Source organism: Corynebacterium incognita (assembly GCF_014217255.1).
Lineage (GTDB): Bacteria > Actinomycetota > Actinomycetes > Mycobacteriales > Mycobacteriaceae > Corynebacterium > Corynebacterium incognitum.
Map to the genome: position 1 here is coordinate 826,075 of NZ_CP059404.1, position 12,248 is coordinate 838,322.

The 12,248-nt window shown below is 63.8% G+C and carries 9 protein-coding genes; 2 read left to right on the forward strand and 7 right to left on the reverse strand.

Features of this window, described 5'->3' with window-relative positions:
* Nucleotides 1-14: 14 nt before the first annotated feature.
* Nucleotides 15-692, reverse strand: coding sequence for a phosphoribosylformylglycinamidine synthase subunit PurQ (purQ, locus tag H0194_RS03835; protein WP_185176507.1), 678 nt, complete (start codon nucleotides 690-692; stop codon nucleotides 15-17).
* Nucleotides 693-959: a phosphoribosylformylglycinamidine synthase subunit PurS gene (gene purS / locus H0194_RS03840; protein WP_185176508.1), complete on the reverse strand. Its 267-nt coding sequence runs from the start codon at nucleotides 957-959 to the stop codon at nucleotides 693-695.
* 486 nt (nucleotides 960-1,445) lie between these two features.
* Here purS and H0194_RS03845 point away from each other — a divergent pair, with 486 nt between their 5' ends.
* The gene (locus tag H0194_RS03845; protein WP_211996075.1) at nucleotides 1,446-4,934 is read left to right on the forward strand and encodes an ExeM/NucH family extracellular endonuclease; all 3,489 of its coding nucleotides are present in this window, start codon (nucleotides 1,446-1,448) and stop codon (nucleotides 4,932-4,934) included.
* A gap of 164 nt (nucleotides 4,935-5,098) precedes the next feature.
* On the opposite strand, the gene H0194_RS03850 is transcribed toward H0194_RS03845, so the two are convergent.
* The 5 genes from H0194_RS03850 to purD form a co-directional block, all read right to left on the reverse strand.
* The gene (locus tag H0194_RS03850) at nucleotides 5,099-5,794 is read right to left on the reverse strand and encodes a DUF2334 domain-containing protein (protein WP_185176869.1); all 696 of its coding nucleotides are present in this window, start codon (nucleotides 5,792-5,794) and stop codon (nucleotides 5,099-5,101) included.
* 58 nt (nucleotides 5,795-5,852) lie between these two features.
* Nucleotides 5,853-8,012, reverse strand: a complete 2,160-nt coding sequence (locus H0194_RS03855) for a S9 family peptidase (protein ID WP_185176509.1) — start codon at nucleotides 8,010-8,012, stop codon at nucleotides 5,853-5,855.
* Nucleotides 8,013-8,061: 49 nt separating this feature from the next.
* Nucleotides 8,062-8,949, reverse strand: a complete 888-nt coding sequence (locus tag H0194_RS03860) for a phosphoribosylaminoimidazolesuccinocarboxamide synthase (protein ID WP_185176510.1) — start codon at nucleotides 8,947-8,949, stop codon at nucleotides 8,062-8,064.
* 64 nt (nucleotides 8,950-9,013) lie between these two features.
* Complete coding sequence (gene purB, locus H0194_RS03865) at nucleotides 9,014-10,432, reverse strand: adenylosuccinate lyase (RefSeq protein WP_425486458.1); 1,419 nt, start codon at nucleotides 10,430-10,432, stop codon at nucleotides 9,014-9,016.
* A 74-nt stretch (nucleotides 10,433-10,506) separates the two neighbouring features.
* Nucleotides 10,507-11,796, reverse strand: coding sequence for a phosphoribosylamine--glycine ligase (gene purD, locus H0194_RS03870; RefSeq protein WP_185176512.1), 1,290 nt, complete (start codon nucleotides 11,794-11,796; stop codon nucleotides 10,507-10,509).
* A 30-nt stretch (nucleotides 11,797-11,826) separates the two neighbouring features.
* Between purD and H0194_RS03875 the strand changes: the two genes are divergently transcribed.
* Nucleotides 11,827-12,246 carry an HIT family protein gene (locus H0194_RS03875; protein ID WP_185176513.1) on the forward strand — a complete coding sequence of 140 codons (420 nt, stop codon included), beginning with the start codon at nucleotides 11,827-11,829 and terminating at the stop codon, nucleotides 12,244-12,246.
* The last annotated feature ends 2 nt before the right edge of the window (nucleotides 12,247-12,248 follow it).

The window sequence follows — 12,248 nt, forward strand, 5'->3', positions numbered from 1 at the left end:
TCCGTATGCCCTTCCTAGACGGCAGCCGTGACGGCGTTGATGGCAGAAACAAAAAGGCCCAGTCCGTCGGTGGATGGACCAGTCAGTGGATCCACGGCGTGCTCTGGGTGCGGCATAAGGCCCACCACGCGGCCGGTCGAGTTGGTAATGCCGGCGATGGCGTTGATAGAGCCGTTGTAGTTCTCGGTGTAGCGGAAGACGACTTGACCTTCGCCCTCAAGACGCTCGATGGTGGCGGCGTCCGCCTGGAAACGGCCCTCGCCGTGCTTCGCCGGAACATAGATGCGCTGCCCCGGCTCGTACTCGGTGGTCCAGGCGGTGGTGTTGTTGGCTACCTCGAGGTAGGTATCAGTGCAGTGGAAGTGAAGCCCCTCATTGCGGGTCAACGCGCCGTCGAGAAGCCCGGCCTCCGTAAGGATCTGGAAACCGTTGCAAATGCCCAACACGGGCATGCCCTTGCCAGCAGCTTCAACAACCTGCTGCATGACTGGCGCCAGCGCAGAGATGGCGCCAGAACGTAGGTAGTCACCATAGGAGAAGCCCCCGGGGACCACTACGGCGTCCACGGATTTCAGATCCTCATCGGCGTGCCAGAGGCTTAAGGCTTCCGCGCCAGCCAGACGTACGGCGCGCGCGGCATCGACGTCATCGAGGGTGCCGGGGAAAGTAATGACTCCGATTTTTGCCGACACTTACTTGTCCCCCGCTTCCGTGTCGTCAGCAGCGAGCTCGGTGACGACCTCAAAGTCTTCGATGACGGTGTTGGCGAGCAAGGTCTCCGCCATCTTCTCCAGATCGGCGCGGGTGACGGTCTCATCCACCTCTAGCTCAAAGCGCTTTCCCTGACGCACATCCTGAACTCCGGTAACACCGATTCGCCCCAGGGCGCGAACAACCGCCTGTCCTTGCGGGTCCAAGATTTCGGCCTTGGGCATTACATTGACAACTACTTTAGCCATGAAAGGTTCCCTTACTCGCTGGTGGGTGACAACTTGACGTTTAGTTTAAACGTCGCGGCGACATTTCCCCACCTTGGCCATCACACATTGCCCCCGCCCCTGCGCTTTAACTGGGCCCATGTGGATTCCTAGCTATTGCCGCCAGATGGAACGCGACCCCGCGCATGATAATTATCCTTATCCTTCTCCCACTTTCCCCCGATAGCATCACGTGCAACTTGTTTATCAATATATGAAATGTCACCTATGTGAGCACTTCACCCCCGCATTCCCCTCTTTCAGTTAACCGGACGTAAACACAAGTTGGCAACAACGAAAATTCTTAGCCTACGCTGAACAAACCCGCAGGCGCGACAACAGTCCCAGACTGAGTTCGTTGCGCACATGTAATACAACTTTTGTTAAGCGTTGACTTAATTCCCAGTCGGTCGCGCCTTTTCATAAAATTCCCTGCCATCTCCCTGAAACTAAGAGGTTCTTAGAAGCATGCGCTCGTCACGTTCTCGTCTCAGCGCAGTAGCTCTGGCCACTGTCGCCTGCACTGCCCTGTCCGCCGTCCACATCCCGCAAGCTCTCGCGACCCCGGACGGCTCCCAACCGGTCATCAACGAAGCCTACGGCGGTGGCGGCAACTCCGGCGCCACCTACACCCACGACTTCATTGAGCTGTTCAACCCCACCGACAAGGACATTTCCCTCGACGGATGGGCTGTGGAGTACTTTTCTGCCAAGGGCAGCACGGGCGGCAAGGTGACACTGACCGGTACCATCAAGCCAGGCGGCTACTACCTCATTCAGGGCGCACCGGGCGCAGGTGGCACCGAGGCCTTGCCCACCCCTGACGTTGACGGCGGACTGGCCATGTCTGGCTCCAACGGTGCAGTTAAACTTTACGACGCCTCCGGCGCCGAGGTTGACGTCGTCGGTTACGGCTCCGCCTCCATCAACGAAGGCACCGCAGCCCCGGCCACCTCGAACTCCACCTCCGTCTCCCGCACCGACGGCAAGGACACGGACAACAACTCCGCGGATTTCACCACCGGCACCCCGTCCCCGCAGAACTCCGGCGCCGCCGCTAACCCATCTGATCCGCCCGACCCCACCGAGCCCACGGACCCCACCGAGCCGACCGACCCTCCAGCAACCGGCGAGATCACTCCTATCGCGGACATCCAGGGCACCGGCGCTGCTTCCCCCATGGTGGACAACGAAGTCACCACCGAAGGCGTCGTCACCGCTGTGTGGAAGGAAGGCGGCCTCAACGGTTTCACCATTCAGACCGGCGGCACTGGCGGAACCGCACCCGCCGAGGGCGCTGCCTCCGACGCGATCTTCGTCTACATGGGCACCCGCACCGACTACCCGGCCCTGGGCGATTCCGTACAGGTCGCGGGCAAGGTCTCTGAGTTCTACGACAATACCCAGCTCACCGCCTCGACAATCTCCAAGCTGGATACTCCGCTGGACGAGGTCACACCGGTAGAGATTGAAAAGCTCCCTGTCGGCAACGCCGCCCGCGAGCCCTTCGAGAGCATGCTGGTACTGCCCGGCACCCACACGGTGACCAACAACTACCAGCTCAACACCTACGGCGAGCTGGGTCTGGCCGACGGCCTGGAAGCACTGCGTCAGCCTTCCGACGTCCACGAGCCTGACACCGATCCGAGCTCCCCTCTGAAGCAGCTGGAGAAGTCCAACCAGGACCGCATCGTCATCCTGGACGACGGCCGCACCAAGAACTACATGCAGTCGGACAAGACCACTCCACTGCCGTATATCTCCCAGGACGGCGGCAACACCATCAAGCCGATTCGCACCACCGACCAGGTGGAATTCCAAAACCCGGTCGTGGTCAGCTTCTCCCACAAGTTCTGGCGCTTCCAGCCCACCCAGCCGATTACCGGCAACAACACCGCGGCTGAGCTCCCCATCACCTGGGAGAACTCCCGCGATGCTGAGCTCAACGCTCTGGACGTGACCGGCGACTACACCATCGCCGCGTTCAACGTTCTCAACTACTTCACCTCCCTCGGCGAGCAGTACGGCGGCACCTCCTACAACGACATGCACGGCAACCCCGTCACCGTCAACCGTGGCACCACCCGCGGCGCATACACCAAGGAAGCATTCAACGACCAGCAGGAAAAGATCGTCGCCGCCATCAACGGCCTCGATGCCGACGTCGTCGCCCTGTCCGAGATTGAAAACGGCTACGCCGTCACCGGCAACGCGGCAGACCGCGACAATGCCCTCAAGGCGCTGACCGCCGCCCTCAACGCTGCCGGCGGCAACTGGGAGTACGTCCCCTCCCCGTCCAACATCCCGGTGAAGGGCGACGTCATCCGCACCGCCTTCATCTACAACCCGGACAAGGTCGCGCCGGAAGGCGAGTCCAAGATCTTCTCCGATGACCGCTTCACCGGCACCGCTCGTGAACCGCTGGCGCAGGAGTTCAAGTCCACCGACCCCAAGGTCACCGAAACCTTCGTGGCCGTGGCCAACCACTTCAAGTCCAAGGGCTCCGTAACAGGCGGCGACGCCGACCAGGGCGACGGCCAGGGCAACAACCCTAACGTCCGCAACGCGCAGGCCCAGGCAGTCCTCGATCACCTGGCCAAGGTTCCGGAGTGGCAGGACAAGGCCACCTTCGTGATAGGTGACCTGAACGCTTACACCATGGAGGAAGCCATCAGCGTCTTCCGCAATGCCGGCTACTCCGTCCCTGCAGAGACCTACGGCGCGGATCCGTCCTACCAGTTCGACGGCCTGCTGGGATCCCTGGACCACATCCTGGCCAACGACATTGCCACCGGCAAGCTGCAGGACGCCCAGGTGTGGAACATCAACGCCGACGAGTCGGTGGCGTTCGAGTACTCCCGCCGCCGCTACAACACCGTGGACTTCCACGACGCATCCCCGTTCCGCTCCTCCGACCACGACCCGGTCAAGGTGGGCTTCACCCTGTCTGCTGAGGAGCTCCCGGCCATCTCCTCAATCGACGCCACCGCTGAGGTCCTCCCTGAGGGTGAGGCCGCGCTGGCACTGCCGCAGGAGCTTGTCGACGCCATGGTCGACGCCGACGGCAAGCCCCTCGCAGTCGGTGTGAACGCCACCCCGGTCGCCTTGGCTGACCTCCCGGTTCCGCTGACGGTGGACGGCCTGCCTGCAGGTTGGGAAGTTCTGGGATACAAGAACGGCGCTATCCAGGTCAAGGCTCCGACCGACGCGACCCCGGGTGAGATTTCCGGAATCACCGTCAAACGCACCGAGGACGACGCGGTGGCCACCAACGGCACCATCACCGTGCTGGAGGAGGAGCAGCTGCGCTCCATCGAGTCCACCGCCATCAACGCTGACGGCCACCTCATCATTACCTACACCGACGGCACCACCGAGGATCTGGGCAAGGTTACCGGTGACAAGGGCGAGAAGGGTGACCAAGGCGAGCCGGGCACCGACGGCACAGATGGCCAGGACGGCACCGACGGTAAGGATGGCCGCGGCGTGCAGGCCGTCCAGGTGCTGGAGAACGGCGACATTCAGGTCACCTACACCGACGGCACCGCCGCCATCGTGGGCAACGCGAAGGGCCCACAGGGCGAGCCTGGCATTGACGGTATTGACGGCACCGATGGCACGGATGGCAAGGACGGCCGCGGCATCACTGCTGTTGAGGTTCTCGACAACGGCGACGTCCAGGTCACTTACACCGACGGCACTACCGAGACCGTGAAGATTGGCAAGGACGTCAAGACCAAGCCGGCCCCATCCGGCAATGGCTCCAGTGGTTCTTCCACCGGTTCCTCCGCTGGCCTGTGGCTGCTGCCGCTGCTGGCTCTTATCCCGGCCGCAGCATGGGCATACGACAACTACGCGGGTAACAATCGCTTCGCGCTGTCCGGCTTCACGCTGCCGCGCAGCGTCTTCGCGCCGGTTCGTAACGTCCAGAAGCTCATCTGGAAGTTCTTGAAGTAACACCCCACAGCTAAGGGCGGTGAGACGATGGGTCTCACCGCCCTTGTGCTATTCGCCGACCAAGGGGCGGGGGCCTTGTACGATACTGCGAGATCTCGATTTTCCAGCGCGAAAATTTCGAGATCTCGCAGTTTTGTACAAGTGCGCTACATACAAGCGCCTAGTTAGGCGTTGACGGAGCGCGCGAAAACCCCGGAGTACGTAGAGGGCTCAGCGCCGGCGGCGGCTGCCTTTTCCACGGCGCGGAGGAAATCGGCGGCCACCTTCTTGTCGTCAAGGTTGCGACCGGACACTGAGAGGCGGACGGTGTTGCCGCGCCCGGCGCCGCGCTCAGCCGCGCGGATAATGTTCTTACGCCACCACTTGGCCGCGCCGAAGCCCTCACCGAAAGACAGGTTTCGGGCCGCGTGCACCTCACCGGAGGCCAGCTCGTGGACGCCGCTGGACGACGCCGCGAAGGCGAAGTCGAACTCCGGGAGCACGTCCAGCGTGCCCGGGGACATCCGCCAGCGCGGCGGAGCGAAGATATCGAAATCGAAGCCCAGCGAGCTCATCTGCCGGGTGGCGCCCGCCAAACGCAGCTTCGCCTCGTGGGTGTCCAAGTTGGCGAACTCCGCGCGGCGGCCCTGCACGGCCTGGTCGAAGCCGTTCAGCATGAGCTCCCGGCCGCCGTCGCGCTGGTCGTGCAGCCACTCGCGCGTGCCGGGGTCCTTGGCCAAGTGCCAGTTGCCGTCGATATGCGGCGCCACCAACAGCGCCACCGGAATCCCCGCTTTGTCCAGGGATTTTATGAGGCTAGCCGTATTCTTCCGGGTGTCGTTGAAAATACTGGAAATCGATACCAGGAGGTAGCCATGCATAACGGCCATTATCCCACAGGATTCCAGCGGGCGCGCGCTGAAACCTGTGAGGTCAACGCTAGGCCAGCTTGCCGGTGGCCTTGTTGATGATCCACGCGTACTCGTACGCGCCTTGCTTCCACCTGTCGTAGCGTCCAGAGACACCGCCGTGCCCGGCGGACATCTCCGTCTTGAGAAGGAACGTGCCGCCCGTTGCGGTGGCGCGCAGCTTAGCGATCCACTTCGCCGGCTCCACGTAAAGAACGCGGGTGTCATTCAGCGAGGTCACCGCCAGGATGTCGGGGTAGTCCTTGGCTTCCACGTTCTCGTACGGCGCGTAGGACGCCATATAGTCGTAGAACGCGGGTTCGTTGTACGGGTCGCCCCACTCGTCCCACTCGATGACGGTGAGCGGCAGCTCCGGCATGAGCATCGAAGTCAGCGGATCCACGAAAGGCACCACCGCCTGGATCCCCACGAAGCGGTCTGGGGCCATGTTGGCCACCGCGCCCATGAGCATTCCGCCTGCCGAGCCACCTTCGGCCACGAGCATGTCTGGCCGCGTCAAGTCGCGGGCGATGAGGTTGTCGGCCACCGCGATGAAGTCCGTGAACGTGTTCTTCTTCTTATCCAGCTTGCCGTCCTCGTACCAACCGCGCCCCATTTCGCCGCCGCCACGCACGTGCGCCACGGCGAAGATCATCCCGCGGTCTAGCAAGGAGAGTCGGGTGTAAGAGAACGCCGGGTCCGTCGTGGACTCGTACGAGCCGTAGCCGTAGAGCAGCATCGGGTTCGGTTTGGAGGTGTCCAGGTCCTTGCGGTGGATAATCGACACGGGGATTTCCACACCGTCAGGCGCCGTGGTCCACCAGCGGTAGGCGGTGTACTGCTCCGGGTCGTAGCCGCCCAGGACCTCCTGTTGTTTGAGCAACGTAAATTTGCCGTCGGCCACGCGATAGTCATACAGGCTCGCAGGCTCGATAAATGAACTGTAGCCCAGGCGGATAACGGGTGCATCCCATTCTGGGTTCCCCAACGCAGAAACGGTGTAGAGCTCTTCGTCGAATGTAATCTCGCGGAAGCTGCCGAAGCCTCCGTCGAGGCGCATGATACCCAATCGGCCGATGGCGTCGCGACGGTAGGCCACCACGATCTGGTCGCGGTAGGTGTCCACGCCTTCCACGCGTACGTCCTCGCGGTGCGGCATGAGCACCTGCAGGTCCTGCAACGCAGGGAGCTTGTCGACGCCCACTGGAGTCGCGCCGACTTCAAAGTTGCGACCGGTGGCGTTGTGGGTGACCACCCAGTAGTCTTCGCCGTCCACGACGGCATGGTCCACCTCGTATTCCACACCACGCTCGCGCGACCACAGGACTTCAAACTCACCCTCAGGGTTGTCTTGATCAAGCACCCACGTTTCCGACGTAATCTTCGACGCCACCTCGATAATGAGGTACTTCTCGCTGCGGGTGGCACCGACGCCCACGTTGAAGTGCGCGTCTTCCTCTTTGAACACCACAACGTCTTCGTCCTGGGAGGTGCCCACTTTGTGGCGCCACACGGTATCGGGGCGCCAGGCGTCGTCCACACGCTGGTAGAACAGGTACTCCTCCCCCACCCAGGTCGCGCCGTAGAAGATGCCCTCAAGCTTGTCGTCCAGCATGTCGCCGGTATCCAGGTCCTTGATGCGCAGCTCGAAACGTTCGTCACCCGCGGTGTCCACGGAGTACGCCAGCAGGCGGCCGCTCTTGGTGACGGAGGAGGCACCGAGGGAGAAGAACTCATGGCCGTCCGCGAGCTCGTTGAGGTCGAGGAGAACCTGTTCTCCTTCGGGGACGCCCTCTTCCGGGATCTGTGGCGGCACCCACGGGTCATGGCTGGCATCCACTGGGATCCGGCAGGAATAGCCGTAGTTCTTACCTTCCTCACTGCGGCCGTAATACCAATAATCGCCCGCGCGGGTGGGCACGGACATGTCCGTCTGCTTCACTCGGGACTTGATCTCTTCGAAGATGTTGTCCGTCAGCTCTTTGAGGTGCGCCGTCTGCGCCTCGGTGTAGGCGTTTTCGGCCTCGAGGTGGTCGCGCACCTCCGAAGATTCCTTATCGCGCAGCCACTCATAGTTGTCCACGAACTCGCGCCCGTGGAACGTCCTCGTGTGGGGTTTCGTCGCCGCTACCGGTGGCGTCTTGTCCGATGGCACGGCAGTGCCGGAGGTAGTCACATTGCTGTTATTCATACCGTCCCATGGTAGCTACCCTCGGCACCCCGCTGCCGCGCGGCGAGACTTAAGCGCCGGGCCAGTTGCTAAACGACGCCCCGGAGAGGCGCTCGTAGGCCTCGATGTAGCGGGCGCGGGTGGCGGCCACGACGTCGGCAGGCAGGTGCGGTGGCTGGGTCTCGCTGGCGGGGTCCCAGCCGGAGGCATCTGAGGTCAGCCAGTTGCGGACGTACTGCTTGTCAAAGCTGGGCTGGACCCTGCCTTCCTCGAAGCCGTCCGCCGGCCAGTAGCGGGAGGAGTCTGGGGTGAGGACCTCATCGGCGAGTACCAGGGTGCCGTCGGCATCGAGGCCGAACTCGAACTTGGTGTCCGCGAGGATGATGCCCTTGTCCTCCGCAAGGTGCGCGGCGGCAGAGTAAATCTGCAGGGTGGCGTCCTTGAGCTGCTGGGCGCGCTCGGCGCCGAGCTTGTCCACAACCACTTCAAAGCTCACGTTCTCGTCATGGTCGCCCTGCTCCGCCTTGGTGGCTGGGGTGAAAATGGGCTCGGGCAGGCGCGAGGCCTCCCCCAGGCCGTCGGGAAGCGCGATGCCGCACACGGTGCCGGATGCCTGGTATTCCTTGAGGCCCGAACCGGTGAGGAAGCCGCGGGCGACGCACTCGAAGGGCAACATCTCAAGCTTGTGGACGATGATGGCGCGACCCAAGACCTCCTCGGGGATGCGCGGGTCGTCGATAGGCCCGGCGAGGTGGTTGGGGAAGTCGATGGCGTCGAAGAAGAACATCGACGTCGCGGTGAGCACGCGGCCTTTGTCCGGAATAGCCGGTTCGAGCGCGAAGTCGTACGCCGAGATGCGGTCGGAGACCACCATGAGCAAGGTGGCGTCATCGACCTCGTAGATGTCGCGGACCTTGCCGGAGGCCAGGTGCTTGTAGTCGTTAAGCTGCGGGCGCATGGTGGGGTTTCCTTTGCGGTTATCGGGTGGGTGGTGTGGCCGGGCGGATGAGAGGCCGGGTGGACTAGAGGATGTCGCCCGGGGTGTAGCGGGCGGCCTGCGGGTGCTCGGAGACCAGCTGGTTGACGCGGGCGAGCACCTGGGAGACCTGGGCCTCAGCGGCGCCGATGAACGCGTGCTTGTCCGCCAGGGCGGCATCGAGGGCCGCCTTGTCCATCGGCAGGCGCTCGTCAGCGGCGAGGCGCTCAATGAGATCCTGGTCGGCACCATTCTCGCGCATGTTGAGCGCGACGGCCACCGCGTTTTCCTTGATGACCTCGTGCGCGGTCTCGCGGCCGACGCCCGCGCGGACGGCGGCCATGAGGATGCGGGTGGTGGCCAAGAACGGCAGGTAGCGCTCCAGTTCGCGGTCGATCATCGCGGGGAAGGCACCGAACTCGTCGAGGACGGTGAGGAAGGTCTCAAACTGACCGTCCAGGGCGAAGAATGCGTCCGGCAAGGCCACGCGGCGCACGACGGAGCAGAACACGTCGCCTTCGTTCCACTGCTGGCCGGCCAGGTCCGCCACCATGGTGAGGTAGCCACGCAGGATGACCTGCAGGCCGCCGACGCGCTCGCAGGAGCGAGCGTTCATCTTGTGTGGCATGGCCGAGGAGCCGACCTGTCCCTCCTTGAAGCCTTCGGTCACGGTCTCATTGCCGGCCATGAGGCGGATGGTGGTGGCCAGGGAGCTCGGGGCGGAGCCCAGCTCCACGAGCGCGGACACGGCGTCGAAGTCCAGGGAGCGCGGGTATACCTGACCCACGGAGTTGAAGATGCGGCTGAATCCGAGGTGATCCGCGATGCCGGTTTCCAGCGACGCCAGCTTGTCCTGGGAGCCGCCGAGAAGATCCAGCATGTCTTGCGCGGTACCCATTGGCCCCTTGATGCCGCGCAGCGGGTAGCGAGCCAACAGAGATTCAGTGCGCTCGATGGCCAGCAGCATCTCATCCGCGGCGGAGGCAAAGCGCTTACCTAAGGTGGTGGCCTGCGCGGCCACGTTGTGGGAGCGGCCCGCCATGACCAGAGACTGGTAGTTGCCGGCGTGCTCGCCGATGCGGGCGACCACGGCGATGGCCTTGTCCCGCAGCAACTGCAGGGAGCGCATGATCTGCAGCTGCTCTACGTTCTCGGTGAGGTCGCGGCTGGTCATGCCCTTGTGGATGTGCTCGTGGCCAGCGAGCGCGTTGAATTCCTCGATGCGCGCCTTGACGTCGTGGCGGGTTACTCGCTCGCGGGCGGCGATGGATTCCAGGTCCACCTGGCCGATCACGGCTTCGTAGGCGGCGATGGCCTCGGCGGGGATGTCGATGCCCAGATCCTTCTGCGCCTTCATCACGGCGATCCAGAGCTGACGCTCCAGGATGATCTTGTGCTCCGCGCTCCAGAGGTTGGACAACTCCGGGGAGGCGTAGCGGGCGGACAGGACGTTGGGAATCTGCATCTTCTCGGTCACGCCGATTATTATTCCACGTCCGCTCGATACGCACGACATTCCTGGCGGATAACCTCGCCCCTTTAGGGGATGCTGATGCCGCCGTTGGCTGCCTTCAGACCGATGTCCTTGCGGTAGAAGCTGCCGGGCATCTCGACGCCCTCGATGACTTCGTAGGCCGCCGCCCGGGCGTCTTCGAGGGTTGCGCCCTTGCCCAGGATGCTGAGCACGCGGCCGCCGTTGGCGACGAACTGGCCGTCGGTGTTCGCTTCCGCGAGCGCTGAGCCCGCGTGAAGAATCTTGGCCGGGTCGTCGAGGTCCGGCGAGGTGATGGTCGCGCCCTTCTGGGGGTTGTCCGGGTAGCCTTCGGCGGCGAGCACCACGGTCAGCGCGTAGCCGTCTTCCCATTCCAGCGGTGGGAGCTCAGCGAGCTTACCGGTGGCCACTGCGTTGAGGGCCTCGCCCAGCGGGGACTTCAGCATGGACAGCACCGGCTGGGTCTCCGGGTCGCCGAAGCGGCAGTTGAACTCCACCACCGCGGGGCCTTCCGCGCCCCATGCCAGACCGGCGTAGAGAAGGCCGGAATAAGGCACGCCGCGGGCGGCCATCTCCTTGGCCACGGGCACGCAGACCTCGTCCACGATGCGCTGCACGCCGTCCTCGGGCAGCCACGGCAACGGCGTGTAGGCGCCCATGCCGCCGGTATTGGGGCCCTCGTCGTTGTCGTAGGCGCGCTTGTGATCCTGCGCCGGCAGGAGCGGGACCACGGTCTCGCCGTCGACGAGGCAGAACAGAGACACCTCCGGGCCATCCAGGAAGGACTCCAGCAGCACCGGGTTGCCGGCGGCGTGGACGGCGAAGACGTGCTGGCGCGCCGCCGCGCGATCCGCGGTGACCACAACGCCCTTTCCGCCGGCCAGGCCGTCGTCTTTCACCACGTACATGGGCCCGAAGTTGTCCAGTGCGCGCTCCACGGCGTCATCAGTGGAATCCGGAAGCACCTGCTCCGCCCGCGCGGTAGCCACCCCGGCGGCGGCCATGACGTCCTTGGCAAACGCCTTGGAACCCTCAATCTGGGCAGCGGCCTTGCTGGGGCCGAACACGGCAAAACCTGCCTCGCGCACAGCGTCGCTCACCCCGGCCACCAATGGGATCTCCGGGCCGATGACCACGAGGTCGGCCGAGATTTCGCGCGCGAGCGCCACCATGGCGTCCGCGTTGGCGACGTCACGTGCTTCCGGGTGGCAGGTGGCTTGCGCCGCCATGCCCGGGTTGCCCGGCGCGGCATGCACCTCCTTGACTGCGGGATCGGAGGCCAGGCCTTTGACGAGGGCGTGTTCACGGCCGCCCGAGCCGATAACGAGGATGCGCATGGGTGTCATTCTAGCGGTAGCCTGGGTGCCATGGCTTCTGTATTTACCAAGATCATCAACGGCGAGCTACCCGGGCGTTTTGTTTACCGCGACGAGACCGTGGTGGCGTTTTTGACCATCGAGCCGCTGCGCTACGGACACACGCTGGTGGTCCCCATCAAAGAGGTGGACAAGTGGACCGACCTAGACGCCGCTACCTGGGCGCACCTCAACGAGGTGGCGCAGAAGGTGGGCCAGGCCTGCATCGAGTCCTTCGGCACGCCGCGCGCGGGCTACATCATCGCCGGTTTTGACGTCCCGCACACTCACATTCACGTTTTCCCCACGGAGAAAATGAGCGAGTACGACTTCAGCAAGGCAATGGCCATGGACGCCACCGACGACGCCACGATGGACGACGCCGCAGCCAAGCTTCGCGACGCCCTGGGCACCACCGAGCAGTTCTCCTAGAC

Bases quoted from the DNA above. Each gene is read 5' to 3' on its own strand.
- purB (WP_425486458.1), bottom strand. From the start codon at position 10,432: ATGCAGATTCCCAACGTCCTGTCCGCCCGCTACGCCTCCCCGGAGTTG.
- H0194_RS03855 (WP_185176509.1), bottom strand. From the start codon at position 8,012: ATGAATAACAGCAATGTGACTACCTCCGGCACTGCCGTGCCATCGGAC.
- H0194_RS03875 (WP_185176513.1), top strand. From the start codon at position 11,827: ATGGCTTCTGTATTTACCAAGATCATCAACGGCGAGCTACCCGGGCGT.
- H0194_RS03845 (WP_211996075.1), top strand. From the start codon at position 1,446: ATGCGCTCGTCACGTTCTCGTCTCAGCGCAGTAGCTCTGGCCACTGTC.
- purD (WP_185176512.1), bottom strand. From the start codon at position 11,796: ATGCGCATCCTCGTTATCGGCTCGGGCGGCCGTGAACACGCCCTCGTC.
- purS (WP_185176508.1), bottom strand. From the start codon at position 959: ATGGCTAAAGTAGTTGTCAATGTAATGCCCAAGGCCGAAATCTTGGAC.
- H0194_RS03850 (WP_185176869.1), bottom strand. From the start codon at position 5,794: ATGCATGGCTACCTCCTGGTATCGATTTCCAGTATTTTCAACGACACC.
- H0194_RS03860 (WP_185176510.1), bottom strand. From the start codon at position 8,949: ATGCGCCCGCAGCTTAACGACTACAAGCACCTGGCCTCCGGCAAGGTC.